Source organism: Flavobacterium sp. KY-23415 (assembly GCF_055384985.1).
In genome coordinates, this window is record NZ_AP044001.1 from 3145153 (window position 1) to 3171823 (window position 26671).

25 protein-coding genes are annotated in these 26671 nt (G+C 29.8%); 15 read left to right on the forward strand and 10 right to left on the reverse strand.

The features are described from left to right. Positions 1–20 precede the first annotated feature (20 nt). From mdh to ACZ49Z_RS13830, 4 genes are all read left to right on the forward strand, one after another. Positions 21–953: a malate dehydrogenase gene (gene mdh / locus ACZ49Z_RS13815; RefSeq protein WP_464304895.1), complete on the forward strand. Its 933-nt coding sequence runs from the start codon at positions 21–23 to the stop codon at positions 951–953. Between the two features lie 178 nt (positions 954–1131). Further along, complete coding sequence (secDF, locus tag ACZ49Z_RS13820) at positions 1132–4074, forward strand: protein translocase subunit SecDF (protein WP_464304896.1); 2943 nt, start codon at positions 1132–1134, stop codon at positions 4072–4074. Positions 4075–4154: 80 nt separating this feature from the next. Then, the gene (locus ACZ49Z_RS13825; protein WP_464304897.1) at positions 4155–4616 is read left to right on the forward strand and encodes a gliding motility lipoprotein GldH family protein; all 462 of its coding nucleotides are present in this window, start codon (positions 4155–4157) and stop codon (positions 4614–4616) included. 136 nt (positions 4617–4752) lie between these two features. Beyond that, positions 4753–6408 carry a glycosyl hydrolase family 18 protein gene (locus ACZ49Z_RS13830; RefSeq protein ID WP_464304898.1) on the forward strand — a complete coding sequence of 552 codons (1656 nt, stop codon included), beginning with the start codon at positions 4753–4755 and terminating at the stop codon, positions 6406–6408. 61 nt (positions 6409–6469) lie between these two features. Here ACZ49Z_RS13830 and ACZ49Z_RS13835 read toward each other — a convergent pair whose 3' ends face one another. The 3 genes from ACZ49Z_RS13835 to ACZ49Z_RS13845 all read right to left on the reverse strand — a co-directional run bounded on the left by ACZ49Z_RS13835 (position 6470) and on the right by ACZ49Z_RS13845 (position 9002). Beyond that, complete coding sequence (locus ACZ49Z_RS13835; RefSeq protein ID WP_464304899.1) at positions 6470–7126, reverse strand: response regulator transcription factor; 657 nt, start codon at positions 7124–7126, stop codon at positions 6470–6472. Continuing rightward, entirely contained in the window at positions 7123–7902 is a 780-nt protein-coding gene (locus ACZ49Z_RS13840) for a sensor histidine kinase (RefSeq protein WP_464304900.1), read from the reverse strand. The genes ACZ49Z_RS13835 and ACZ49Z_RS13840 overlap by 4 nt, the downstream gene beginning before the upstream one ends. A 623-nt stretch (positions 7903–8525) precedes the next feature. After that, on the reverse strand, positions 8526–9002 hold the full coding sequence (locus ACZ49Z_RS13845; protein WP_464304901.1) for a hypothetical protein: 477 nt from the start codon (positions 9000–9002) through the stop codon (positions 8526–8528). A 301-nt stretch (positions 9003–9303) separates the two neighbouring features. On the opposite strand from ACZ49Z_RS13845, the gene ACZ49Z_RS13850 reads away from it, so the two are divergent. The 11 genes from ACZ49Z_RS13850 (at position 9304) to ypfJ (ending at position 17679) form a co-directional block, all read left to right on the forward strand. Then, on the forward strand, positions 9304–10173 hold the full coding sequence (locus tag ACZ49Z_RS13850) for a hypothetical protein (protein ID WP_464304902.1): 870 nt from the start codon (positions 9304–9306) through the stop codon (positions 10171–10173). Positions 10174–10194: 21 nt separating this feature from the next. Further along, positions 10195–10605, forward strand: coding sequence for a hypothetical protein (locus tag ACZ49Z_RS13855; RefSeq protein ID WP_464304903.1), 411 nt, complete (start codon positions 10195–10197; stop codon positions 10603–10605). An 18-nt stretch (positions 10606–10623) separates the two neighbouring features. Further along, the gene (locus ACZ49Z_RS13860; protein ID WP_464304904.1) at positions 10624–11334 is read left to right on the forward strand and encodes a hypothetical protein; all 711 of its coding nucleotides are present in this window, start codon (positions 10624–10626) and stop codon (positions 11332–11334) included. 15 nt (positions 11335–11349) lie between these two features. Further along, a complete protein-coding gene (locus ACZ49Z_RS13865) occupies positions 11350–11727 on the forward strand; it encodes a hypothetical protein (RefSeq protein WP_464304905.1) in 378 nt (125 codons plus the stop codon). Beyond that, positions 11718–11996, forward strand: a complete 279-nt coding sequence (locus tag ACZ49Z_RS13870) for a hypothetical protein (RefSeq protein WP_464304906.1) — start codon at positions 11718–11720, stop codon at positions 11994–11996. The genes ACZ49Z_RS13865 and ACZ49Z_RS13870 overlap by 10 nt, the downstream gene beginning before the upstream one ends. A 70-nt stretch (positions 11997–12066) precedes the next feature. Beyond that, complete coding sequence (locus tag ACZ49Z_RS13875; RefSeq protein WP_464304907.1) at positions 12067–12567, forward strand: hypothetical protein; 501 nt, start codon at positions 12067–12069, stop codon at positions 12565–12567. A gap of 1 nt (position 12568) precedes the next feature. After that, on the forward strand, positions 12569–12955 hold the full coding sequence (locus ACZ49Z_RS13880) for a hypothetical protein (protein ID WP_464304908.1): 387 nt from the start codon (positions 12569–12571) through the stop codon (positions 12953–12955). A gap of 3 nt (positions 12956–12958) precedes the next feature. Then, positions 12959–14632, forward strand: coding sequence for a S8 family serine peptidase (locus tag ACZ49Z_RS13885; RefSeq protein ID WP_464304909.1), 1674 nt, complete (start codon positions 12959–12961; stop codon positions 14630–14632). A 15-nt stretch (positions 14633–14647) separates the two neighbouring features. After that, on the forward strand, positions 14648–15880 hold the full coding sequence (locus tag ACZ49Z_RS13890; RefSeq protein ID WP_464304910.1) for a peptidoglycan-binding domain-containing protein: 1233 nt from the start codon (positions 14648–14650) through the stop codon (positions 15878–15880). 141 nt (positions 15881–16021) lie between these two features. After that, positions 16022–16804, forward strand: coding sequence for a hypothetical protein (locus tag ACZ49Z_RS13895; protein WP_464304911.1), 783 nt, complete (start codon positions 16022–16024; stop codon positions 16802–16804). 14 nt (positions 16805–16818) lie between these two features. Then, entirely contained in the window at positions 16819–17679 is an 861-nt protein-coding gene (ypfJ, locus tag ACZ49Z_RS13900; RefSeq protein ID WP_464304912.1) for a KPN_02809 family neutral zinc metallopeptidase, read from the forward strand. A 147-nt stretch (positions 17680–17826) separates the two neighbouring features. On the opposite strand, the gene ACZ49Z_RS13905 is transcribed toward ypfJ, so the two are convergent. From ACZ49Z_RS13905 to pseC, 7 genes are all read right to left on the reverse strand, one after another. After that, a complete protein-coding gene (locus ACZ49Z_RS13905) occupies positions 17827–19302 on the reverse strand; it encodes a capsular polysaccharide export protein, LipB/KpsS family (RefSeq protein WP_464304913.1) in 1476 nt (491 codons plus the stop codon). Then, positions 19303–20319 (reverse strand): phytanoyl-CoA dioxygenase family protein, encoded by a 1017-nt coding sequence (locus ACZ49Z_RS13910; RefSeq protein WP_464304914.1) that lies wholly within the window; start codon positions 20317–20319, stop codon positions 19303–19305. It lies immediately after the preceding gene. 176 nt (positions 20320–20495) lie between these two features. Continuing rightward, positions 20496–21533 carry a pseudaminic acid synthase gene (pseI, locus tag ACZ49Z_RS13915; protein WP_462678943.1) on the reverse strand — a complete coding sequence of 346 codons (1038 nt, stop codon included), beginning with the start codon at positions 21531–21533 and terminating at the stop codon, positions 20496–20498. Beyond that, entirely contained in the window at positions 21530–22546 is a 1017-nt protein-coding gene (locus tag ACZ49Z_RS13920; protein ID WP_464304915.1) for a GNAT family N-acetyltransferase, read from the reverse strand. Before ACZ49Z_RS13920 ends, pseI begins: the two co-directional genes overlap by 4 nt. A 1-nt stretch (position 22547) precedes the next feature. Next, positions 22548–24641, reverse strand: a complete 2094-nt coding sequence (locus ACZ49Z_RS13925; RefSeq protein ID WP_464304916.1) for a glutamate-1-semialdehyde 2,1-aminomutase — start codon at positions 24639–24641, stop codon at positions 22548–22550. After that, a complete protein-coding gene (locus ACZ49Z_RS13930; RefSeq protein ID WP_464304917.1) occupies positions 24635–25483 on the reverse strand; it encodes an aldo/keto reductase in 849 nt (282 codons plus the stop codon). The genes ACZ49Z_RS13925 and ACZ49Z_RS13930 overlap by 7 nt, the downstream gene beginning before the upstream one ends. Position 25484: 1 nt before the next feature. Then, positions 25485–26669, reverse strand: coding sequence for a UDP-4-amino-4,6-dideoxy-N-acetyl-beta-L-altrosamine transaminase (pseC, locus tag ACZ49Z_RS13935; protein WP_464304918.1), 1185 nt, complete (start codon positions 26667–26669; stop codon positions 25485–25487). Positions 26670–26671: the final 2 nt, after the last annotated feature.

Sequence of the window (26671 nt, forward strand, 5' to 3'; positions counted from 1 at the left end):
AAATAAATAAATATAATAAAATGAAAGTAACTATAGTAGGTGCTGGAAACGTAGGAGCAACATGTGCGGATGTAATTTCATATAGAGGAATTGCAAGTGAAGTTGTATTGTTAGATATTAAAGAAGGTTTTGCAGAAGGTAAGGCCATGGATATTATGCAATGTGCAACAACTACGGTTTTTAACACGAAAGTATCAGGAAGTACAAATGATTATTCAAAAACAGCAGGAAGTGATGTTGTTGTTATAACTTCGGGGATTCCAAGGAAACCAGGAATGACACGTGAGGAATTAATTGGAATTAATGCTGGAATTGTGAAATCTGTTGCAGATAATGTATTAACGCATTCTCCTAATGCAATTATAGTTGTAGTTTCTAATCCAATGGATACAATGACTTATTTAACATTGAAAGCTACTGGATTACCTAAAAATAGAGTTATTGGAATGGGTGGAGCTTTAGATAGTTCTCGTTTTAAATATTTCTTGTCTCAAGCATTGCAAAAACCAGGAAATGATATCCAAGGTATGGTAATAGGAGGTCATGGAGATACAACGATGATTCCATTAACAAGATTGGCGTCTTATAATGGTTCACCTGTATCTAATTTCCTTTCTCAAGAAGAATTAGATAAAGTTGCAGCTTCAACTATGGTAGGTGGTGCAACTTTAACAGGTTTGTTAGGTACTTCTGCTTGGTATGCTCCAGGAGCTTCTGTGGCTTATTTAGTAGATAGTATTTTGAACGATCAAAAAAGAATGATACCTTGCTCGGTAATGTTGGAAGGAGAATATGGACAAAATGATATTTGTATCGGTGTGCCATGTATAATTGGTAAAAACGGTATCGAAGAGATTGTAGATGTACAATTGAATGATGCAGAAAAAGCATTATTTGCTAAAAGTGCAGAAGCAGTTCGTAATATGAATGCTGATTTGAAATCAGTTTTGTAATACAATAAGGAGAAAGCACAAAAAACTGTCATAATGTTTGACAGTTTTTTTTATATGGTCTATAATAAGAGATAATTGTAAAAAACCAATTTTATTAAGAAATAAAATTGGTTAATCTTATTGTAAATTATATATTTGTCCGTTTTTATAAAATAGAATAAATTAATTTATAGTAATAATGCAGAATAAAGGACTAATTAAATTTTTCGCAATTCTTTTCGCGGTAGTTTGTATTTACCAACTTTCTTTCACTTTTGTAGCCAATAGTATTGCAAAAGATGCTAAAGCACATGCTAAAGGTGATTTCACAAAAGAATTAAGTTATTTAGATTCAATTGGGAAAAAAGAAGTTTTCTTAGGGAAGACTTACAATGAAGTTAGAGATAATCAATTACAGAAAGGTCTTGACCTTGAAGGTGGATTAAACGTAATCCTTCAAATTTCGGTTAAAGATATTTTGAGTGGTTTGGCTAATGAATCTAAAAATGCTGGTTTTCTTAAAGCGTTGCAAGATGCAAAAGATAATCAAGAAGGAAATGAAGATTATATAGATGCTTTCTTTAAAGCGGCTAACGCTGCAAAATTAAATTTAGCAAGTGTTGATATTTTCGGAAATAGAAGTTTAGATAATGATATTAAATTTGATATGACAAATGATCAAGTTGAACCAATCATTAAAAAGAAAGTAAACGAATCTGTAGAAAGTGCTTTTGGAGTACTTAGAAAACGTATTGACCAATTTGGTGTAACACAACCAAATATTCAAATGTTAGGTAGCTCAGGAAGAATTTTAGTTGAGTTACCTGGAGCAAAAGATGTTGATCGTATTAAAACTTTATTGCAAGGTACAGCAAAATTAGAATTTTGGGAAACCTATAAGATTGATGAAGTAGCTAATTATTTAGTTGCTGCAAACGAAGCTTTAAAAGCTACTGAAAAACAAACTACAAAAGTAGAAACTAAAAAAACAGAAAAAGATTCAACTTCAAAAGATTTATCTGAATTATTAACAGATAATGCAGATACAACCAAAGTAGTTTTTAACCCACTATTTGAAAAATTACAAATTACTCAACAACAAGGTTTTTCTGTATTAGGATATGCGAGAGTTGCAGATACAGCTATAATTGGTGGATATTTAAGAAGAAATGACATCAAAGCTAACCTATCAAACAATATTGCAAATATTAAATTTGTATGGGGTAAAATTGATGCTAAAAACCCTGAAATTGTTGAACTATATGGATTAAAAAGAGATAGAGATGGTAAAGCACCTATTAGTGGTGGGGTTATTGATGATGCAAGAGATACTTTTGATCAACAAGGAAGGCCAGCTGTTTCAATGCAAATGAATGGTGCAGGTGCTCAACAATGGGAAAAGTTAACAGGAAAAGTTTCTCAACAAGGTAATGCCATTGCAATTGTTTTAGATAATATTGTCTATTCTGCTCCTGGAGTTAGTAGAGGTGCTATTTCTGGTGGACAATCAGAAATTTCAGGTAACTTTACTGTAAATGAAACAAAAGATTTAGCAAACGTTCTAAGAGCAGGTAAATTACCAGCAGAAGCAAAAATTGTTCAATCAGAAGTTGTTGGACCATCATTAGGTAAAGAATCAATTAGAAGTGGTATGTTATCATTTATTATTGGTTTCTCTTTAGTATTATTATGGATGGTTGTTTATTATGGAAAAGCAGGTTTCTATGCAAACTTAGCGTTGTTAGTAAATATTTTATTCATATTTGGAGCATTAGCTAGTTTTGGTGCAGTATTAACATTGCCAGGTATTGCAGGTATTGTTTTAACTATTGGTATGGCAGTAGATGCTAACGTAATTATTTATGAAAGAGCGAAAGAAGAATTAGATTCTGGAAAAACTGTAGAAGAAGCTGTAAACTATGCCTATACTTGGAAAGGAGCAATGTCTTCTATCGTTGATGCAAACGTAACTACCTTTATTACAGCCTTAATATTATTTGTATTAGGAACAGGACCAATCAAAGGGTTTGCTACTACTTTGTTAATCGGTATTTTAACGTCATTAGTAACTGCAATTTTTATTACAAGAATTTTCCTTGACTGGAGTTTGAGTAGAAATGAGAAAATCGAATTTTCAACATCAATCACTAAAAATTGGTTTAAAAACTTAAATTTTGATTTCTTAGGAAAACGTAAAATTGCTTACATGATTTCTGGAATATTAATCGTATTGAGTTTAATTTCATTATTCACTAAAGGATTAAACCAAGGTGTTGATTTTGTTGGAGGTAGAACATATCAAGTACGTTTTGATAAAGTTGTTTCAGCTCCAGAAGTTACTAAAGATTTAGTTGCTGTTTTTGGAAGTGCAGAAGCGAAAATTTTTGGTAATGACAAGCAATTGAAAATTACTACAAAATATAAAGTAGATGAAGAAGGAACTGGTGTTGATGCTGAAGTGAATAAAATGTTATTTGAAGCGCTTAAGAAAAACTTACCAGCAGATATGACTGCTGATAAATTTGTAAATTCTTACGAAGGTAAAAATACAGGTATTATGCAATCTTCAAAAGTGTCTGGGACAATCTCTAAAGATATCAAAACGAACTCTATTTGGGCAGTTTTAGGTTCTTTATTTGTTGTTTTCCTTTACCTAATGATGTCGTTTAGAAAATGGCAGTTTGGACTTGGTGCAGTAGTTGCAGTAGCCCATGATGTTATTATTGTATTGGGGATTTTCTCTTTCTTTTATACTATTTTACCATTCAACATGGAAATAGATCAAGCGTTTATTGCTGCAATTTTAACGGTAATTGGATATTCGTTAAATGATACTGTAATTGTGTTTGACCGTGTGAGAGAATATTTAGATTATAATTCTTCGCCAGATTTCAAAGGTTTAGTAAACAAAGCATTAAATACTACATTGAGTAGAACAATAAATACTTCTGCAACTACTTTGGTTGTATTATTAGCAATTTTCTTCTTTGGAGGAGATTCTGTAAAAGGATTTGTATTTGCTATCTTAGTGGGTATCTTAGTTGGAACTTATTCATCGTTATTTGTTGCAACTCCAGTAATGAATGATACAATGAGTGATAAAGAAGCTAAAAAAATGGCAGAATTTAAAAAGGAGGAATAATAATCTTCAAAGAAAAATATATAAAAGACCTGATTTTGTCAGGTCTTTTTTTTATATTTATGTTTCAAAATAAAATTTAAATGAATATTTTTCGTTGTTTAATACTTATAATTGTTTTTTTGGGCTTATCATGTAATCAGAAAAACGTTTTTAGTGAGTTTGATAAAGATTTCAAGAATAACAGATGGTCCACTTCAGAAGGTAAATCTTTCAATATAACTCTAGATAAGGATATAGATAACGCAAATCTTCAATTGCATTTTAGCCATGTCTATGATTTTCAATTTCAGTACGTACCTTTTGAAATCGATATCTTTTACCCAGATAAGACTAAAGAAGTTATTCCAGTTAATGCCAAAATAAAAGATGATAACGGAAAGGATATAGCAGATTGTACAGGAGACTTATGTGATTTATATATTACTATTAAAGAAAATGCCAATTTTAAAAATGGAGACTATAAATTTGTAATAAAAAATAAATTTAATGGTTCCTATTTGCCAAATGTTTTGGGTGTTGGTATTAATTTGAGCCAGAATTAGTTTTTTTACTAATGTTTTAGATTTTGTGATAAATTAATAATACCCCTGTAATTAGGGGGTACTATGCTCTGATTATTAATTAGTTTTGATTGTTTAACATACGTTAATCAGATAATTAATTAAATAACAGTTTATAATGAAAACAAAATTTACCTTATTTCTATGCTTTCTGTCTTTTTATACCTTTAGTCAATACACTTTTCCTCCATGCTTTTCTAATCATGTAGTTGGTGGCGTTTATGTACAAGGAAATAAAGTTTCTAAAGACAATAATAATTATGAAGCTAAGTATTGGACAAATACAACACCTCCTAGTGGCGATTGGAATTTTTTAGGCAAATGTGGAGCTGTAGATGATGTATTAGGAAATGCATATTCTTCCCAGAAAAGGATTATTGGCTATATGCCAACTTGGAATACTACTTATAATTTTAATGATTATGATCCAACTAAAGTAACTAATGTTATTGTTTCTTTTTTAGAATTTAAAACAAATAATAACGACTTTTCGTCAAATAATTTTGCATCTGTAGAGTTTACAGCTCAAAGTAATACAGATGTAGATAATGTTTTGTTCACACAGAATTTGTTAGCGACTTCACATAATAATAATGTTCAAGTTTCTGTTGCAATTGGAGGTGCTATTGATTATGGTTTTTTATGGTTGATGAATAAATATCATGATGACGATGTTAAACTGCAAGAAATAGCTCAATATATTGTTGACTATGCTGTTGCGAAAGGAATTGATGGAGTTGATTTGGATATGGAATGTTGGTGGGCAGATCCAGCAATTTCTGGAACTTCAGATCAGGGAGGCAGAGTTAGAGGGGATAAATGGGGTGGTCCTGATAACGGACCGCATGTGGCAGGAATTGGTTTGAGAAAATTAGCTGAAAAAATCAAAATTCTGAACCCGAACTTGTTGTTGTCTGCTGCTGTTTTTGGAACTTCTTGGTATGGGAATAATTATGATGATACAATGGCTAGTTCTTTAGATTGGATTGGATTAATGACCTATGATTTTACAGGCTCTTGGTCTGCTACTCCTTATGGTCCTCATACAGCTTTGTTTAAAGTGCCTTTAGATAGTTATACTAATCAATCAAATGATAATCCAATTTATTCTGCTCAAGATGCTTTAGAGTATTGGCAGGGACTTGCACTACCTGCTTGGAATCACGATGGAGGTTTCAATGTGCCTAGAGCTAAACTGTGTATTGGTGCCCCTTTTTACGGATATGATTTCTCTACTCCAAAACCGAATGGAGGCAACGGATTTATTACACTAGCATATAAAGATATAGTGAACCAATACCCTAATGCTCCTACGAGTTATGATCCTGTTGATAGTCAGAACTATAGTGGTTTTATAAATACCAACGGAAAATCAATTTATTATGAAACACCTCAAAGCATTAAAAACAAATTTGATTATATAGATAATTATGGTCATCAAGGGATTATAATTTGGGAATTGACTAATGATTTACATCCTTCTGATCCAAATTCTTTATTGAATGCATTAAATTCTCAGGCAACACTTCAGTCTGATAATTTTGCTGAACTTGTGAAAGATGATGTTTATGTTTTCGAAAATCAACTTTTTTATAATTTTGAAGAAATGACGTCACCTGCTAAGGAAATTAGTGTTTATAATGTATTGTCGCAACGTGTTTTCAATAAAACAATAGAAAATAATAAAGGAAATTTTAATTTGAATCTATCTAGCGGAATTTATATTGTAAAATATGGTAATTTTTCAAAGAAAATTTACTTAAATACGAAATAAAAAACATTAATTTTAAAGTTGTTAAAACAGGTGATTGTGTATTTTACAATCACTTGTTTTTTTATTCTATGTTGACAATTTTATTTTTAATAGCATATAGTACTAAACCAATTCTTGTTCTAATTTCTAATTTTGCAAAAAGATTTTCTCTATAACCATCAATTGTTTTAGGACTCAGACACATTTCATCTGCGATTTCTTTATAGGTTTTCTCTGTGCAAGCATGTTTAATGAAGATTATTTCTTTCTCTTTAAGCTCTAATTTTATATTTTTATCTTGATCCAATCTATTAATTAAAAGACCAGAAACTAACTCTGTGAAGAAAAAACCCTTGTCTGAAACTGTTTTTAATGCTTCTTCAAAAATTTGTGGAGAAGTATCTTTTAGTAAGTATCCTTTCGCACCATTTTTCATCATTTTAATGATTGTTTCTTCATCGTCATTTACAGAAAGCGCAATTACTTTTAATTCTTCTTTGTTATTTTTTACCCATTCCATTGTTTTTAAACCATCAAGAATAGGCATATTTACATCAAGTAAAACAATGTCAATTTTGTCTAAGTCAATTTTATTGGCTACCACAGAATCAATAAAATCTTTACCGTTCTCAAAACTATCAACCACATTAAAATCATCGAAACTATTAATCAAAAATTTTAGCGATTGTGAAAACAATAAATGATCATCTATAATTATTACTTTGTTTTTAGCTTTCATTTTTTTTGTTTAAGAGTATATTCTAAAATTATAGCAGTTCCATTTTCATTAGAATCTATTATAGTTTTTGCCCCAATAAGTTTAGCCCTAAAGCGAATGTTGTTTAGACCTAATCCTTTGCTTCCTTTGTTAACATCAAAACCAACACCATAATCTTTTAATTTTATGATAAGCTTTTTACTCTCACAAATCACATCCATTTCTAACTTTTTACTTAACGAATGTTTTAAACTATTATGTATTGCTTCTTGAAAAATACGATATAATATTAATTCATGTTCTACATTAATTTTTGGAAAACTATCGTCGTGATTAAAAATACACTCAATATTCTTCAACTTTTGAATTCGATCAAAATCATTTTTAATAGATTCTATAAAATTAGTATTAATTAAATTGTCTTTGTTAATTAATCTCGATAAAATTCTAATTTCATCTAAAGATTTCGCTAAGACTTCTTTATGTTCATTCAAGTCTTCAATAGTTATTTTTTCTTTGTCCTTTAAATATAAATTAACCTGCATTATGGCTACTGAAATAATTTGTCCAATATTATCGTGTAATTCTTTACTTATTTCTGATAGTGTTTGGTCTTTAATTTCAACTCTTGTTTTAATGAGTTCTGACTGAAAATGAATTTCGGATTCCATTTTATCAATAAGAAACTGAGTTTTTTTCTTCTGAAAATAGAAAAATAATGCAAATAATAATATTAATAATGTAAAGAATACAATACTAAGGGAAATGACTAATAATTGTATCTCTTCTCTGTCCATATGAATCCGATTATGAAGCAACTATGCATTAGTAAATTTAAAATAAATAAGACGAAACTATATATAGATTCTACTCTTTCAATCAAAAACCAGTCAATAGCTAACATAAATGGTAAAAACGGAAGGTGAAATAATAATACTCCAAGAATAAACCAAAAATAAATGGAACGTTTAAAATTTAATATTTTTTCCGAATTTGAGATTTCAATTAAATAAAGACAAGATAAAATCAATACAAAAAACACACCTAAAGTAAAACTATTTGTAAATGTTTTGTCGAAGTTATGTTGAATTAGAAAGAAATTTATAATGTAAAAGATAACAAATAAAATTAAAAAAATAGTAGCAATTATCTTATTGTTTATTCTATTTAGTAACAGTTTTAGTAGGTATATATAATAGAAAAAGCTTATTAAAATGTAAAAATTAAAAATGAAATAGTTAATTTTACCTGTCCATTTACTAAAATTTATTCCTAAAAATTCAATAAGAACAGATAACCATATCATGATTAAAATTGATTTAGCTTTGTTATTTGGTAGCTTATGATAAAAAAATAAGCCTACAATTCCAGATAACAAAGCTAAATAAATAGTATAAAATCTTATATTTTCTAACATTTTTTAATTTGATGGATAAACCATTTTTGGAGGATTTCCCATTGAACCATAGTTCAGTGGACTAATTTCTGTAATATCATCACTTTGACTTGAAGCATCTTTTGTAACAAAATTTATTGTTTTATTATTTTCTGCTCCTGATTTCTGCCCTGTTGGACTTAAAAATATTGTTGTCATCCCAGCTTTTTCTCCATGTTTTTCACTATTAGGATAGGTTCCAAAATAGAATCGAATGCCATCTACTTCATATCCTTTATTATTTCCTTCTTTTTTAATAAAATTGATATAATTTTCTAATTCTTCCAAAGAATACCATACTGCATTTGCGTCATTGTCATTCATTTTTTTAGCACTATGATTAGAACAAAGCTGTTTTGCAAATTCATGTGTAATCAACTGTTTCGGTTCACAGGTGTTATTATCTAAATCATTTAATTGAAGATCTATAGTTTGAAGATCATCTGCCATTAATTTTTTCATAATTGTATTGATTTTAAATTGATATGATACAAAAGTATCTTTAACTGAAGCGCTAAACAAGGGGGAAAACACCCTTTTTTTTAAAGTGATTTCTGCCTTTTTTAAGTTAAATACATATAATTTATTCCTTGTTATTATCCTGAAATAAACCTCGAAAATCCTTGGTAAAAAAGGGGTAAAGTGCTCTTTTTTAAGCTTCTATGTTTTTGCAATTTTACAAAATCAAAATTGAGCTCAAAAAATGATAGGTGAATCTGAAAAACCTTAAAAGAGTAGGGAAAATTAATTAAAACTAAATATTATGAGTTTATATCATGAAGTTTTTGAAGGAGAATCTTTCAGTGAACAAGATTATTTCGAAGCAGTAAGATATGTTTTAGGTCCAGAATATTCGGATTTAAGTGAAAGTGAATTAGAAAATGAATTACTTTCTAGAGTAGATTTAATGTCAGAAAGTGAAGAAGAAGGCTTTTGGTCTAGTCTAGGTAATGTTGCTAAAAATATCGGATCAGGTGTTTTAAGAGGAGTTTCGGCTATTGCTCCTATAGCAGGAACAGCAGTGGGAACCTATTTTGGTGCCCCTCAAATTGGAGGAGCTGTAGGTGGCTTAGTTGGAAATTTAGCGGGATCAGCAAGTACAGCACTTTCAAATGTAAATATTCCAAATAGAGGACCAAGAAGGCAGCCAAGAAGGAATCCATCTCCAAGACGTCCACAGCCGCAAAGACCAAATCATGGGAGTCAACAACTTGGGCAAACATGGCGAGACACAACAAGATACCTTGCAAATGCAGGTAGAGCAGTTCTTCCAGCAGTAAAGCAGTATGTACAAGATAATCCAGTACAATTAAACCCGAGAACAGCAAGAGATATAGGAAGAGTGCAAGGGCTTTATAATCAATTAGGTGGGATTATCAATAACCCGCAATTTCAAGCAGGACAAGTGCAACAAAATTTAGGAACAGCTAGTCCAAATGCACCCATTGAAAGCCATTCATTTGCAGAGTTAGTAGAGTCGATTAATTATTTAACTGAGAATATTTTGTATGAATATTATAATGACGGACTAATTCCAACGGAAGATTATTATGTAGATGATTATGGGCAATTCATTGGGACATATTCTCCAAATAGAATAGATAGAATTGAAAATGCAATAGCATCTCTTTAATACTTTAAAAATGATATAGTTATGGAAGCTTATATTAAATTATTAAAAGAACAAAACCCAGAAATGGCAAAGTATTTCGAGTTGATGCAGCCCATGATGGAACAAAAGGAAATTGAGGTTGAAGCCATCGTAGAAAACTCAAAAGTTGATCCAGAACTTGAAAATCAAATAAATAAACTCAAAAAAATTAACCGAAAATTATTCACAATAGTTGAAGGTTTGAAAGCTCAATTGGAACTAGAATTAAATCAGAATGACGATTTAGCAAAAGCAATTGGAGCTTGTGTGGAGTGTTTTGGAGAAAATACTAATTGTACAGAATGCTTTGGTTCAGGCAAACCAGGAACAAATGTTCCAGATTTCATTTTATTTAATAAATATATTAATCCAGCTATAGAAAAATATAACAAACACTATTTCAACAAAAATTAACAATTAAAAATTAAAATTATGTACGAATTTGAAGATTATTTAGACGAAGATTTATTGAGTGAAGACTTATTAAACGAAGATTTATTAGAAAGTTTTGATGAAGATTTTGATGAAGCCAAGAGAAGGGGAAGAAGACGATTTGGTAGAATTAGACCAACAGTAAGGCCACGTGTTAATCAACAATCAAATTTTGGAAAATCATTAAGTGGAAGTGCAAGAGATTTTGCCACAAAAAGTGATTTGAAAAAAGCTTTAGACACAATTTCAGGCGATGTAAATGAGTTGAAAAAAACATCCATCTCAACCAATAAAGCACTTTCTGCTTTAGACTCTAAACACACAGAATTAGCAAAATTAGACGCTAGAAAAAATGAAAATCAAACCAAAGTACTTCGTAATATGCAAATGATGAGTATGATGGGATCATTATTGAATCAACCGAAATTAAAAACGGAAAATTTAGAAATTGTTCAAACAAAAAATAGCGAAGGACAAGTCATTTCTGAAAAAATCCAAGAAGTTAATGGTAAAAAAGCCATTGAAGTAGATCAAACTATGTCGTTAATATTACCAATGATGACCACAATGGGTGATTCATCAACTGGAAAATCAGACAATAACATGATGTTGCCATTGGTGTTATTAATGAGTCAAAACAAAGAGAATAGTAGTGATAATAACATGACTTTACCTTTAATTGTTATGATGATGATGCAAAATCAAAAATAATAAATAAAAGTACTTATGCTAATAGTAAATAGTAAAGAAACACTTTTGAAACTACTTGAAAAGAAGTATAAAAAGGTTTCAATTAAATTGAGTTCATTTTCAAGTCTAGAAAATGAAGAGTTAGAAGAACAAATCAACTTTCTAATCAATGATTGTGGTTGTAATAGTGGAAGATCACTTCTCTTAATATTATTACCTGTTTCATTAGTCATAAGTACTTTATTTTATGTTTTTGTGCAACAATTAAGTTCTTTAATTATTTTCTTTTTTATTATTCATTTAATAATAGGAATAATAGGAAAATTGTCTCAAAAAAGAAAAAATAATAAAAAACTAAAGCAAATTGTTACTAAAGCGTTTAATAAACTAAAAAATATAGAAAAATGCCAGTAAGAACAATAGTAGAAGAAAGATATTGGTGCCCAGGAGGGTGGCCATGGGAATGGTTTAGAACTTGTGTGAGAACAGTTGAAAAATGGTGTTATGACTTTAATTGGGTAAAAGAGTATAGGTTTTTATTTTTTTGCTATTTAGAAGGATGTGAAAATGGAGTAAAATCGACTTGGTTTGCAGGTTGTTTTAATCTGTTAGGGTCTGAAACATTTTTTGGAGTTCGAAAATGTTTTACAAATAGACTAAACGAGAATGGACAATGTGGTTAAATAAACAGTAATAATTTGAGCCAATGACTTTAGTATTACTGGAAGTTATTGGCTTTTAAAAAAAATAATTATGAATTCAATAAATATGATATTGAACTATCTAATTGCAGAGAGTAGGGCAAAATACTATAATGTAACAGATAAACAAAAAGTTCAAACAACAGCACTATTAATGGGAGCTATTTCTCAAAACACTATGGTTGATTATTTGGTTATTGAAAACCAAGCAAAGAATCTTCAACCAAAATATGATGTTAAATCTGTTGAAATAATAGATACTTCAAGTGAAATTGGGAACTCAAATACAAATAATTCAGCGGAGAATGCAATAAAAATTAAGGTATTAACAGAAAAAGTTGAAAAAATTGCACTAATGCTAGAGCAGAACGCAAAGGAAATGACTTTAATAAACACTTATTTAGAAAAGATTAAAAGTGAATTACTGAACTTGTTGGAAAAAAACAGGGTTAACGAAAATAAAATAGAAGAAATATTAGTAAAAATTTCTAAGAGCGATTATCCTGAAGAAACTGCATTACCAGAAGAAAAAGCGAAACAAAAAAGAAAATAATATGCAAACAGAAAACATAAACCTTGAAGATATTACGAAGCAAAATGATAAAATCTTAAAAAAATTAAATGAAGTATATCCAGTGCTCAAATTGTCAGCCAAAGCAAAAAAAGAAAGGATAAAATTTTTTGATTACTTCTTCTCAAAGTATATAGATATTCAAAAAATCAAAGAAGACATAAAGTTCATTTTAGATTATAAAAATAAAGAAGACTATTTAACAAAAGAAGAAATTAAGGAGGTTGAATATATAGCAGCTTTCTTTGAAAGTGATTTTTATGCAGAGCTCACAAGAAAATCAGTAAACTTTTTTATGCACAAAGAATTCATGTTGATTCCAATTATTACAGGGAATTTAGCGAATATAAAATATAAATTAAAAGTTTAAATAATGGATCCAAGACTCAAAATAATACTTTACGGAAATCCAGAAGAAGAATTGTCGTTATTAATGAGGTTGGAAAATAAGCAGTTTAGGCCTCAAAATTGTAGGATAGTTACTCAATTTGGAGATATTGTTAGTTGTAGAATTAAAAGAAAGCATTTAGATGAAGTATATAATTGTAAAGAAGTAAAAAGTTTAAAAGCACCAAATGTTGTTCCTGCCGATGATTATTGTAATCATAATCAGATGAATTATCGCTATTGTGCAGTTACTACAAGAAAAAAAAAGAAGTCTAATGTTGTTTTTGGAGTAATAGATTTTGGATTCGATTTTACACATGAAGATTTTATAGATGATGGAAAAACTCGTATAGAAAAAATTTGGGTACAAACAGGCAAATACTCAGAACCCAATAAGTATGGATATGGCAAATACCTTCATTCCAATCAATTAAATGATGCTTTAAAAGAAGCCAAACCCTTTCAAAAAGTTGACTATCATCCAGGAGGAACAGATTTATTTGGAACAGGAACACACGGAACACATGTTTTGGGAATTGCTTGTAGTAATGGAAAAGTAGCAAAAAAAGGATTTGCATCTAATTCTCCAATAATCGCCGTAGATATGGGAACAAACCTAGTTAATGGTTCCAATTTGTCTTTAGGAGATTCTGTAAAATTAGTAGAAGGATTAGACTTTATATTGACAGAAGCGGGGAATAGACCTGTCGTTATAAATATGAGCCTCGGTGGTCATGGTGATGCTCATACAGGAAAAACATTGGTTGAGCAAGCAATAGACACTATTCTTCTTAAAAGAAATGGAACTGCAATTGTGCAAAGTACAGGAAATTATCATCAAGCAAGAGCACATACTTTTGGAGATATTAAGCAAAATGAAATCATAAAGATTCCTTGGCTGTTTAAAAAAAGAGACCAAACACCCAATGAGTTAGAAATTTGGTATGAAGGTAAGGATATAATGGCTGTGAATATTATAGACGATAGAGGAGAAGTACTTCTAGAATCTGTTCCTTTTGAAGACGAAATTATTGTAAGTAATAATGATGAAGTAGGCATATGTTTGCATCGAGAAAACGAACCCAATACGGGTAAAAACCATATTAATATTTTAATTAATGGCAAACAAAAATCAAAATTTTGGACAATTGAATTAGTAGGTAAAAAAATAATTAATGGAAGATATCATTGCTACATTGAAAGAGACGATAAAGGTCAATCTATTTTTTTACCAAATATTGCACAACGAACCCATACAACCAATTCCATTTGTAATTCAAAATATAGTATAGTTGTTGGAGCCTATAATCAGTTAGAAAAAGAAAGACCTATATTGCCTTTTAGTAGTTCTGGCCCAACTGTAGATGGAAGAATGAAACCCGAAGTTATTGCTCCAGGGTATAAAATTAAATCCTCTTGTTCTGCTTCTTCAAGAGATTCAAGAGCAAATAATAAATTAACATCTAAAAGTGGAAGTAGTATGGCAGCACCTTATGTTGCTTCACTGATCGTTAAAATTTTAGAAAAAGAACCACACTTAAATATTCTACAAATTAGAAAAAAAATAGTTCATTCTTGCGATCCTTTTCAATTAAGTGAAAATCAATTAGAAATATATAGAGCAGGAAATGGATATATTAACCCTAATAAAATAATATAATAAACAAATTCAAACATGGAAAATTATATAACCCAACCAGCCGAACAAAGAAGAAATACTATTTCTAGACCAAGAACAACTACAATTGCAAATAGTGTTGGAATTAATGCCGTTAATAATCCAAATGATGTAGCAATTATTCAAAGACTATTAATAGGTAAAGGTTATCCTATTAGAGAAAATGGGATTATTCAACCCATACATTCAGATGATACAGTGGTTTCAATTTTAAATTTTCAATCGATTAATAGTCTAAAAATTACAGGTAATATTTATCCAGATGATGACACTTTTAGACGGCTAAAAGAAATAATTGAGTCTAGAAATAGTACAGAAAGTGATGATGAGTCGGTACACCAACCATTTGTGACAAACGCTTTTTTCTTCAGAAGAAAAGCAAACGATGCGAATACTTTGAATGTCATTTTTGAAGGCGATTCGTGGTTAGATTATCCAGTGCCAAGAGTATTAGATTTATATGATACTATAAGTGATAGGAACCAACAGTTAAATTTAAACGCACTTCATTTAGCTAAATTTGGAGAAACCACGTCCGACATGTACAGAGACCGGGCCAATTTTATTCAATACATTTCTAATTATAGAATTGATAGAATTTATTTTAGTGGTGGTGGTAATGATGTTTTTCCAAAATTAGATCGAATTGTTAAAAGTACGCATACTATTTTTCAAGATAATTTTTTTACAGATGCATCTAAATTAGCAGAATTAAGAACCCTTTCTGGTGATGCTCTGAAAAGAAAATGCATAGCATATAGAAGGTATTTAAATACAACAGCTTTTGATAATGCAATTTTTAATAAAGCAAACTTAAATTCAATTTTTGGAAGTGTGTACCAAAATTATATGTCTTTTGGAGCAATTGTTAACTCCCATACAAGTGAAAGATCACGTTTTTACATGCACACTTATGATTATCCAATGTTTAAGCTAGGAGTAAAGCCTTCTCTAGCTGGTGTTAGTCTTCCATTAGGACCTTGGGTACAACCTGTTTTTGATCAATATCGAATTACAGATGATATTTTAAAAGCTTATATTATTATTCGATTGTTAGATAAATTCTATTATTTATTACGATATATTAAAAATAAATTTAATGAAAGGTATCGTTTTCAGACAGAAATTATAGATTTTAGAGGGGTTTTAAATGATTCCCGTTATTGGAGAGATGAAATTCATCCAAATTCTGATGGAGCTAGGAGGTTAGCAACACGTGTTAATTTTTAAAACAATTTAGAAATACCAATTAGTACTTTTATTAATTGGTGTTTTTTATTGTGATGAATTTTAGTAACTGAATTCGTATTAATAATTTAATTTCATGTTTTTTTCAATTATATTTGTTCTTAGTAAAAAAATAAATAAAATATGGAGAATAAGATTAATGAAAAAATTGATAAAGGGTATAGTTTAGACTTAGGAAAAGTGATAGATGATAGTTTTGAAATATTTAAAAAAACGTTTCTGATTTCTGGATTAGGTTATTTGCTTGTTGGGATAGTAATGGCTGTTTTATATTTTTTTCTATTCATTGTTGTTTTTGGTGTTGCAGACATGGCGAATTTTGCAGTTGAGTTAGAAGGAATGAAGACTACTTCTGTCTATATTATAGGAATGCTTGCTTTTACAGTTGTTTACACAGCATTAATTGCACCATTAAATGCAGGTTTTCTTAAGTTATGTTATTTAGCAAAAAAGAATAAATCATTAGAAATAGGTACAATTTTCGAATATTATAAAGGAAAATATGTTAAAGATATAATTGCAGGTTCAATAATAATATCAATTGCATCGGTCGGTTTATCTACTTTGTTAGATTTAGTTAGTTTGTCTTTTTTAGGATTTATTATTCAAATAATTTTAACTTGGTTTACAATATTATTTCTACCTCTAGTAATTTTTGGAAATCAAAATTTTGGTGAAGCTATTGAAAAAAGTGTTAAATTAGTAGCGAAACAACCCATCTATATTTTTGCTGCATTAGTAATTGCGGTTATTGGTGTTCTATTGGGACTTATAGCATTATGTATTGGGATTTTGTTTACCATTCCGTATTGGCCAGCAATGACTTTTGCTTTATATGACAATATAATTGGTATTAAAGAGGAAAGTATTATTGACGAAATTGGAACCTCAGAATTTAAACTTTAAAAAAGATATAATTTATGAAATGGCAAGGAAGAAGACAAAGTGATAATGTAGAAGACAGAAGAGGAATGTCTTCAAAAGGTAAAATAGTTGCAGGTGGTGGAATTATTGGGATTATTGTACTTTTATTGCAAGTTTTTGGAGGCGATACAGGAAAAATGGTTGCTCCTATGTTAGAACAAATGAATCAAGGACAAGCAACAGAACAGACTACTGAACAACGAGCACTAACTCCAGAAGAAATTGCTTTGGGAGATTTTGCTAAAACTGTTTTAGCGGATACAGAAGATATTTGGACAAAAATTTTTAGAGATAATCAAATAGGCACCTATGAAAAACCAAAAATGGTATTGTTTACAGATGCTGTTCAAACCGCTTGTGGTAGCGCAACAGCTGCTTCAGGACCTTTTTACTGTCCAGCTGATAAAAAAGTGTATATGGATTTACGCTTTTTTGAAGAATTACGCACACGTTTTGGAGCAAAAGGAGGTGATTTTGCCATTGCCTATGTTATTGCGCATGAAGTAGGGCATCACGTTCAAACATTATTAGGAACGTCTCAAAAAGTAAGACAGCAGCAGCAGAACCTAAGTAAAGTTGATGGAAATAGATTGTCAGTATGTTTAGAATTACAAGCCGATTTTTATGCTGGTCTTTGGGCACATTTTAATAGAAAATACTTAGAAGAAGGAGATATTGAAGAAGCATTAAGTGCAGCACATGCAGTGGGAGATGATGCCATTCAAAGTAAAATGCAAGGACATGTTGTTCCCGATTCTTTTACTCATGGAACTTCTGAACAACGTATGAAATGGTTTATGAAAGGGTATAACTCAGGAGACATTAATTTACACGATACTTTCAAAGAAGAATTATAAAATATAAAGAATTATATAAAATACCCCAAAAAGTGAAATACTGTTTTGGGGTATTTTTTTGGTAAAAATATAAAAGACTAAAATAATATTTTTACCATATATTAAATGTAGTTTCAATATTAGTAGCTTTTATAAAGCTAAATATGATTATTTCTTTTTATTAAAAAACCTTTTCAACTCACTAGTAATAAGGTTCGCTTTTATTTTCTTTCCTTTGTAAGTTCCTTTAGAGATATTAATAGGCTCGTAGTTTTGATACTTTATACCAAAATTTTCATTCCAATAGCCATATTTTAAAGTCTCTTCAGAATCAATTTTTGGAAATTTGAAAGATGAATTTGTAATTGCGTTTATCGCTTCCTCATGAGATTTAGGTATGTAAAAGCAGTTTAAATTCTCGTAAGCAGCTCTTCCTAATAGAATGACATTTTTGCCAGCAAAAGCAGCTTCTGCCCCAACTGTAGAGCCAAATACAACAATGATATCACTTTTATTGATTAGGGCATAAGTATCGACACTATCCTCCGCTCCAATAATTTCAATACTATCAATTGTTTTTAATTCTTCATCTATAAATTTATTTTGAGCGTTATTTAATCCTTTCAAATTAGGATGTATTCTTAAATATAATTTTATATTTTCATGTGATGAAAGCGCTTGGGCAATCTGTTTGATTCCTAAATTGTCGTTTTTATAAAAATAAGGTCCAAACCCTTCCAAACCTTCATATTCATCTAAAGAAGAATTGAATATAGTGATGACTTTTTTTTCCTCATTATGTTTAAAACTTTCTGGTAATCTTCCTTCTTGTTGCTCTTTTGTGAAAGAATACCAAGCGTCTTCAACACGTTGAATTCTATTTGTATAAAAGCGTTTTCCTACTTCATTTTTATCATCTTTGGCATTTTTCCATAAAGATTCCATTTCCTGACTCACTGTTTCAATAGAATGTGGTATAGAGTTGACTCTAAATAAAAAGGTGTCTAATTTACCACCTCTTTCATGAGTCGCATATTTTATATTGTTTTGTTGGCATGTTCGCAATAACGGACGATTTTCAACAAAACGTCCATTAAAAAAGATTACTAAATCTGGATTAATATTTTTTGTTATTGTATTAAAAACTTCAAACAAATAAGCTCCTGTTTTAATTCCATCAACAATAAATTTTTGATGATTATCTAATTGAGGCTCATGATCTCTAGTAAAAGAAACCAAAGAAGAGGCAGTTGCCATACCTAAATCATAACCATTATAAGAATATTTCTTTAACTCTTGAATAGAATTAAAATCAAATTTTAAATTTTGTTTAGCTATATATTCTTCAAATTTTAAATAATTCGAATAATCTATAACTACTAATTTTTCTGGATTTTTAGTATTTTTTTTTACTTCTTGAATTCCTTTTTTTACTCTAGAAATGCACACATTACAAATCCATTTATCATGTGTAGGATTGTTGAAACAGACTTTGAAATCTTTTTTGCAAACTAGCCAATAAATGGTGTTATTTTGTTCTAATAAACGTTCTACTATTTCCATTTCCGTTTCTAAATGCGGAATAGGATGATAGGAGCTTTGTATTAGTATGGTTTGATTGTGTATCGTATCAAGTGAATTCATTTACGAGATATTAGTGTATGTTCTAGTGTACTCTTGTGTTATTTTTTTATATTCTGGAAGAATAAGGCTTTCATTTATTGCAGGATAAGTTTGACCAAACAAGCTATTGGTATACTGTATTTGAAATAGAAGTCTTTTTCCTTCAATGAGTTCTTTCCCTTTATGGAAGCCACGAGTGTCAACAGCAATTATACTTCCCTTTTTTCCATTTATTTCTATTAAATTCTCTTTTCCATAAATTTTTTCTATTTCAAAATCTTCAAATCTTCCATCTCGGTTAATTTGCTTAGGTAACTTGCCATGCGATCCTTTAACATAGCAATGCGGTCCTGTGTTTGTATTTACATCGGTGATATAAAAGAAAAATTTCATAAATTTTATTCTATCTAGATCAAAATGATACATTTGTGCTGCAGCATTTTTAGCTTTACCTCCAAAAGGTGCACTCCACCAAAATGCGACTAGATCTAAAATTGGCTTGCAACCTAAATATTCTTGAGCAAAATTTAGAAAAGATGAATCAAATATTAATTTTTGTAAAGCATTACATTTTAATATTTCGTTTTGAGTAAATTCATACCTTGGAGATATTGGATTAGTAGAATCAAAAAGTATTTTTTCTGAAGAGTATTCTTGATTATCATTGCTAGTATTCATATAGGATACTGGAGTGGTTGCTGCATACTGATAAATTTCATTTAAAGTCTCAGTATCCAATTCTATATCAAAAATATGATAACCATTTTGTCTCATTTCATCAATGGCATTTTTTATTTGTTCACTTGTGTAGTTTTCAAGTATTCCTTTTTTATCAATAGTTTTATATTTTCCAATAGAATTGTTAATTTCATTCGAAAGTGAATCATTAGATTTCCCATGTGTAAAAACAAATAGTTTTCTAAAAGCAATATATCCTTTTTGAGAATTACTTTTTCCTTGTAAATAATCGTTATATTCTTTTTTAAAAATTTTTGAATATTTTCTGTATTTAAATAAATTTGAAATAGTTTTTAACATATAGATTCTATTTTAGAAATTGGAAACAAATAATTTTCATTACTATTTGATGTATATAAAATTTGTGCAAAGATACTGTTTTAGGATCTCGGGTATTATGATTTTGAGTGTGTTTTTTTATGCCTAATCTTACTGTCTTTTAAAAAATCTTAGAATTTTTTATATAATATTTATTCTTATTGTATAAAGTCTAAAGACATTGGTGTTCCTTTTTCTAACTTTTGATTGGCCTTTTTCCCTATAATTTCATTAAAATACTTAGGGTGCAAACCAAAACCAGGTCTTACAGAGCGTAAATTACTTTCTGTAAATACTTCTCCTTCAGTAATATTTTCTGCAATATATAAAGAACGGCTAAAGTCTTTTCCTTTAGCTTGTTTTTCAGTTAAAGTATAATCAACATTTCCTATAGCTTTTTCTGCTTCTCTAACTGCTTTAACCATTGCAGTAAATTCTTCTTCATTCATTGAGAAAGAAGCATCTGGTCCACCAATACTTCTATCCAGAATAAAATGTTTTTCAATAATTTTGGCACCTAAAGCAGTTGCCACAATTGGAACAGTTGCTCCCATAGTATGATCAGACAGTCCAGAAATAACGTTAAATCTTTCTGCTAAATCCTTTACCATACACATATTGGCTTCTTCAATAGGTGCTGGATAACTTGATGTGCATTTCAATAAAGCAATATTGTGGTTTCCAACACGTTTACATGCCTCAACCGCTAATTCAATATCAATTAATTCGGCTATTCCTGTCGAAATAATAATAGGTTTCATTTTTGAAGCTACATATTCAATCAAAGGAATATCAGTTATCTCGAAAGATGCAATTTTATAAGCTGGAGTATTTAAGTTTTCTAAATAGTCAACGGCTGTTTTATCAAATGGAGATGAAAAACAAATTAGACCTTCTGCTTCAGCTGCTTTATAAATTTGCTCGTGCCATTCCCAAGGGGTATAGGCTTCTTTATATAAATCATGTAATTTTCTTCCATCCCAAATGGTTCCTTTTATCACAAAATCTGGTTTTTCAGAATCCAATGTGATGGTATCTGCTGTGTAGGTTTGTAATTTAATACAGTTGGCACCTGCTCTTTTTGCTGCTTTTACAGTTTCCAAAGCAGTTTCTAAACTTCCGTTATGATTGGCTGATAATTCTGCAATAATGAATACTGGAGAATTTTTATGTATTTCGAAATTTGCTATTTTCATTTTTTAAATATATAATGGTAACTAGTATGATTTTGGTATTCCAAAACAACATCTAATTGATAACCTGCTTTTTGAAAGGCTTTTTCAGACGCTCTATTTTCTACTTTAATATAAGCGCTAATGGTATAACTTGGATTTTCTGCTATAAATTGTTTTGAAGCGATTGCTAACATTTCACTCGCATATCCTTTTCCACGATGATCTTTATCGTTTGAAATTCCAATTATAGCAATTTCATCGTTTTGTTTTTGAATACGAACTTGACCAATTGGTTGTTTCAAATGATTTTCAAATACATACATAGCACAAGAATCGTCTTTTATTTTAGCTAAAAACCAATTGCTATGATTTTCTAATGAAATAGCTTCTGATTGATAAGAATTTTCTCTAACAGAAGCATCGTTTGTCCAATTAAAATACAACATTAAATCATCTGTATTCGCTTTTCGAAAGCTAATATTACGATTCATTTTAGCATGATACACAACATCTAAATGTTTTCCATTAAAAAAACAATGTTCCTTTAATCGCGCTTCTTCTGTAAATCCGCAACTTTCTAAAGCTTCATATAAATGAGGTCGTAAATCAAATGCATACGTAAAAATTTTATGGAAATTTAAAGCTTCAAACGCTACTTTTTCAAGTAAATTAAGGAAATTCGACCAATATTTAGCAAAATGATCTCTCTCCAATTCGGTTTTCATTACAAATGAAATTTCTGCATTTTTATCAATCCAATTCATATGTACTAAACCTCCATAGCCTATAAATTCATTGTTTTCAAAAAATGAGAACAATAATTGATTTGGTTTTTCAACTTCAAATAAAGCTGAAATAACAGTAGAAAAATAAAACTCTTGTTTCTCTTTGGTTAAAGGTTCAGATTGTCTTAAATGATATAATTGACTATTACGAATGTCTAAAATAGCATATTTATCTTCATCACGAATGGGTTCGATATGAAAATCATCCGATTTAAAAATATTATTTGTTAGACATTTATAATTTCTCATTTTACAATAACTTTCTGAAAACAGCTTTTGCTGGACTTCCTTTTAATAAACCTTCGTATCCTTCTTTTAAAGCTTGTTGATATACTTTAATACTTTCGCTAAATGCTTTTGCAAAATAATAAATATCTTCTTCTGTATGAGAAAAACAAGGTACAAAAACACCTTGGAATAATATACCACGACGAATCATTTCTTGTAAGAACAATGTTCTAAAACCTTGGCAAGCTTGTTTGTTTTGATCTTTGAATACGAAAACAGGCATCCATACAGAAGGCATAATATTGATATAATCTGTAAGGTTATTTTCCTGAATTAATTGGCTACATAAATCAATTAATTTTTTACCTAAAGCGTGATTGTGTTCGATTACATTATTGTTTTTAAACACATCAATTGTAGCAATTGCAGCAGAGAGTCCGTGCGTTTCTCCACCATGAGTAGTTGAGATTAAAAATACTTTTTCTTCACCTTCACGTGTAATTCCACCTAATTCCATGATTTCTTTTTTACCCGTTAAGGCACAAAATGAAAATCCGTTGGCAATTCCTTTTCCCCATGTTGCCATATCTGGTGTAATACCATATTTTGTTATTGTTCCAGGAAATTCAGTTTTGAATCCTGTTACCATTTCATCAGCAATAAATAAAGCTCCATTGGCATGACACAGTTCAATAGCTTGTTTTAAGAACTCTTCATTAGTATTCTCACAAGTACAATTCGCACATTGATTCTTTTCTGGTTCAGTAATTACACAAGCAATTTGGTCTGGATATTTTTCAAATAGCTCTTTTAATGATTGAATACTACAACCTTTAAAAGTTACTGATAATTCTGAAATTTCATCTGGAACTCCTTTATTACAAGCCGTTTTACCAATAAACCAATCGTCATAGCTATAAAAAGGATGATCTCCTGGAAAAGCGACTAGTTTTTTTCCTGTATATGCTCTTGCTAATTTAACCGCAGCAGTTGTTACGATAGACCCGTTTTTAGAAAACTTAATCATATCGTGACCAGGAACTAAATCTAAGAATTTTTCTGCAATTTCTTTTTCTAAATGAGAAGGTCTTTGAAAATTGACACCATTATCTAATTCACTTTTTACAGCTTCTACAACAGGATCATATGCGTGACCTAAACTCACACTTGTTAATCCCATAGAACAATCTAAAAACTGATTACCATCTACATCCCAAACGTAAGCTCCTTTTCCTTTTACGATAGCGGCTGGAGAAAGAATTGGGAATTGATCATCCCCTTTTGAGTAGGTATGACAACCACCAGGAATTAATTGGTGAATTGAATTTCTATATTCGTCTGAAGCAACAAAATTGGTGATGTTGCGTAATTTAATTTCTTCAAATTTACTTTTCATATAACCTTGATTTCTAATTATAGAACCGTTTATTTCTTTTATTTTTGGATTGTCTAAAATATAATCTGCATATATTTTCCATGATTGATTTGTCCCTAAAGTATCTATTAAATGCTCAATCACATTGAAATCTAAAACTTCATCAACTGTAATTCTAATTTTTGAATATTTTGCATCAATGGAATCGTTTGCATACTGTGATAAATCTATTTTTCTTCTTATGTATGGTGTAACATGCTCTCTATCTGCTTTTAAAACTGCATTTTCCCAAGCTTCTTCAAGCATTTTATAAGAGAAAACTTCTACATCTAATCCGTCTGGATATTTGTCTTCAAAAACATTAGAAAAATAATCTAATTTATTGGAAATACAAAACTGAACCGTTTCATCAATTAATTCAGCATCGATCAAAGGACAATCGGAAGTTACTCGTACTACATAATCTGCGTTTTCATCTTTTACAGCTTTATAAAAACGATCTAAAACATCGTTTAGATTTCCTTTATAAGATTTTAAATTAAGATGTGTTGCAATATCACAAATAGCATCAGATTCTGCTTCATTTGTTGTAGCAACTATCCAGTCATTAACAATTTTAGATTGCTTAATACGCTCTAAATGATACTCTAGAAGTGTTTTGTCTTTAATTTTAAGTAACACTTTTTTAGGTAATCTTGATGAACCTATTCTTGCTTGTGTTATGCCAACTATTTTTACCAATTTGCAGGATTTAATAATTCTTTATGTGTAACCTTAATAGTATTTATTGCTTCAAAAATGGAATTATCTAGATTCCAATGATTAACAGCATTAATATTGTCTGTTAATTGTTTTTCATTTTCAACACCTATTACTACTTTGTCTATATTTTTATTCAAACAGGCAAAGTTCAACGCTAAATCGGCTATACTTATTTTATACTGATTTGCAATTTCTTTTAACTGATTTAATTCTGTTTTTAAAGGTATTAATTTTTCGGGTAACGATTCTGTATTTAAAAAATATAATCCTTGCAAAAAGACAGAACGACAATGTATTTCTACATTTTTATTTTTTAACTCCTCAAAATATGGAGTAAACTTTTGATCTAATAGACTAAAAGGAATTTGAATAATATCTGGAGTTAAATCCAATTGCAATAATTTTTCCAATTGCTCTGGAGTATATAAAGAATAACCTATTTTCTGGATTTTACTCTTTGTTTTTAAATCTACTAAAACATCCCATAATTTCGGATTTTCAATTAGGAAATCACCATTATGCGCCATAAAACCATATAAACGATCTTGTTTTAATCTTATGATGGAACGTTCTATATTTTCTTTTAATTCTGAATTTGAACTATATTTTGGGAATTTAGAAATAATTTGAGCTTCATTAGGTAAAAAACTACCAATTCGTTCTTCTGCATTACCATAAGCAATTGCAGTATCGAAAGTGTATATATCGTTTTTTAAAGCGGTTTCAAATATTTGAGCCAAATCTAAATTTGAAGGAATTCCTTTTGTATTAGAAATTCCATATTGTAAGCCAAATTGTACGGTTCCTAAGGCAAGTTTCAAATTATTTATAAAAATTAAGAATGGTTGCTATTACAAAATCTTGTTCTGCTTCTGTTAAAGTTGGATACATTGGTAAACTAATACAATTTTTATAATAGTTTTCCGCAATGGGTTGATCTCCTTCTTTATTACCTTGTGCTTTATAAAAAGGCATTAAATGACATGGAATATAATGAATTTGGGCGAAAATTTTGTTTTCACGTAAATGATTATACAATCCTAATCTATTTTCCACTTCAATAATATAAAGATGATAAGCATGTCCTTCAATTACACCAGACTGTCCTTTAATAAAGGATGAATTTTGAAAGGAGTCATTATATTTTTTAGCAATACTTCTTCTTTTTTCAATGCCAATTTCCGCCTTATCTAATTGACTGATTCCTAAAGCTGCTTGAAAATCGGTAAAACGATAATTATATCCTAAAGTTTGCATTTCCATGTACCAACCAGGATAATTTTTATTGTGATTAGCAGTTCCATTAGCTAGTTCTAAAGAATTCTCGAATACATTAGGTTCTCTTGTAATACCATGCGTACGAAGCATTAATAACTTTTTATATAACTCTTCATTGTTTGTCGTTATCATTCCTCCTTCTCCTGTAGCAATGTGCTTTACAGGATGAAAAGAAAAAATAGCTAAATCGGCAAAATTACCATTTCCACAATTTTGCTGAACACCTTTACTATCGATAAAATAACCTCCTGGAGAATGACAAGAGTCTTCAATAATCCAAAGATTATATTCATCGGCGATTTTTCTAAGCTCTTCAAGGTTTACCGCTCTTCCTGTAAAATCGACAGGAACAATTCCGGAAAATGTACCTTTTGGTTGACTTTCCAATAATTGTTTAATTTTTGGAATATCAATCAAATAGGTTTCTTTATCTATATCTGAAAAAACAACTTCACCACCACAATATTTAATACAATTTGCAGAAGCTGCAAATGTAATGGGGGTTGTAATTACTTTTGAATTTTCATTTACATCTAGTGCTAAAGCGCACAAATGCAAAGCAGCAGTACCGTTTGCAACAGCTACACTATATTTACAACCAATATATTTAGAAAATTTTTGTTCAAACTCTAAAATTGTTGGTCCTTGAGTAAGAAAATCACCTTTAAGGGCGTTTGTTACCGCTAAAATATCGTCTTCTGTTATATTTTGTTTTCCGTATGGTATCATTT

Bases quoted from the DNA above. Each gene is read 5' to 3' on its own strand.
- ACZ49Z_RS13845 (WP_464304901.1), bottom strand. From the start codon at position 9,002: ATGAAAAAATTAATGGCAGATGATCTTCAAACTATAGATCTTCAATTA.
- ACZ49Z_RS13860 (WP_464304904.1), top strand. From the start codon at position 10,624: ATGTACGAATTTGAAGATTATTTAGACGAAGATTTATTGAGTGAAGAC.
- ACZ49Z_RS13905 (WP_464304913.1), bottom strand. From the start codon at position 19,302: ATGAATTCACTTGATACGATACACAATCAAACCATACTAATACAAAGC.
- ACZ49Z_RS13920 (WP_464304915.1), bottom strand. From the start codon at position 22,546: ATGAGAAATTATAAATGTCTAACAAATAATATTTTTAAATCGGATGAT.
- secDF (WP_464304896.1), top strand. From the start codon at position 1,132: ATGCAGAATAAAGGACTAATTAAATTTTTCGCAATTCTTTTCGCGGTA.
- ACZ49Z_RS13885 (WP_464304909.1), top strand. From the start codon at position 12,959: ATGGATCCAAGACTCAAAATAATACTTTACGGAAATCCAGAAGAAGAA.
- pseC (WP_464304918.1), bottom strand. From the start codon at position 26,669: ATGATACCATACGGAAAACAAAATATAACAGAAGACGATATTTTAGCG.
- ACZ49Z_RS13870 (WP_464304906.1), top strand. From the start codon at position 11,718: ATGCCAGTAAGAACAATAGTAGAAGAAAGATATTGGTGCCCAGGAGGG.
- ACZ49Z_RS13875 (WP_464304907.1), top strand. From the start codon at position 12,067: ATGAATTCAATAAATATGATATTGAACTATCTAATTGCAGAGAGTAGG.
- ACZ49Z_RS13850 (WP_464304902.1), top strand. From the start codon at position 9,304: ATGAGTTTATATCATGAAGTTTTTGAAGGAGAATCTTTCAGTGAACAA.
- ACZ49Z_RS13865 (WP_464304905.1), top strand. From the start codon at position 11,350: ATGCTAATAGTAAATAGTAAAGAAACACTTTTGAAACTACTTGAAAAG.
- ACZ49Z_RS13840 (WP_464304900.1), bottom strand. From the start codon at position 7,902: ATGGACAGAGAAGAGATACAATTATTAGTCATTTCCCTTAGTATTGTA.
- ACZ49Z_RS13910 (WP_464304914.1), bottom strand. From the start codon at position 20,319: ATGTTAAAAACTATTTCAAATTTATTTAAATACAGAAAATATTCAAAA.
- ACZ49Z_RS13895 (WP_464304911.1), top strand. From the start codon at position 16,022: ATGGAGAATAAGATTAATGAAAAAATTGATAAAGGGTATAGTTTAGAC.
- pseI (WP_462678943.1), bottom strand. From the start codon at position 21,533: ATGAAAATAGCAAATTTCGAAATACATAAAAATTCTCCAGTATTCATT.
- ACZ49Z_RS13830 (WP_464304898.1), top strand. From the start codon at position 4,753: ATGAAAACAAAATTTACCTTATTTCTATGCTTTCTGTCTTTTTATACC.
- ACZ49Z_RS13855 (WP_464304903.1), top strand. From the start codon at position 10,195: ATGGAAGCTTATATTAAATTATTAAAAGAACAAAACCCAGAAATGGCA.
- ACZ49Z_RS13825 (WP_464304897.1), top strand. From the start codon at position 4,155: ATGAATATTTTTCGTTGTTTAATACTTATAATTGTTTTTTTGGGCTTA.
- mdh (WP_464304895.1), top strand. From the start codon at position 21: ATGAAAGTAACTATAGTAGGTGCTGGAAACGTAGGAGCAACATGTGCG.
- ACZ49Z_RS13835 (WP_464304899.1), bottom strand. From the start codon at position 7,126: ATGAAAGCTAAAAACAAAGTAATAATTATAGATGATCATTTATTGTTT.
- ypfJ (WP_464304912.1), top strand. From the start codon at position 16,819: ATGAAATGGCAAGGAAGAAGACAAAGTGATAATGTAGAAGACAGAAGA.
- ACZ49Z_RS13880 (WP_464304908.1), top strand. From the start codon at position 12,569: ATGCAAACAGAAAACATAAACCTTGAAGATATTACGAAGCAAAATGAT.
- ACZ49Z_RS13890 (WP_464304910.1), top strand. From the start codon at position 14,648: ATGGAAAATTATATAACCCAACCAGCCGAACAAAGAAGAAATACTATT.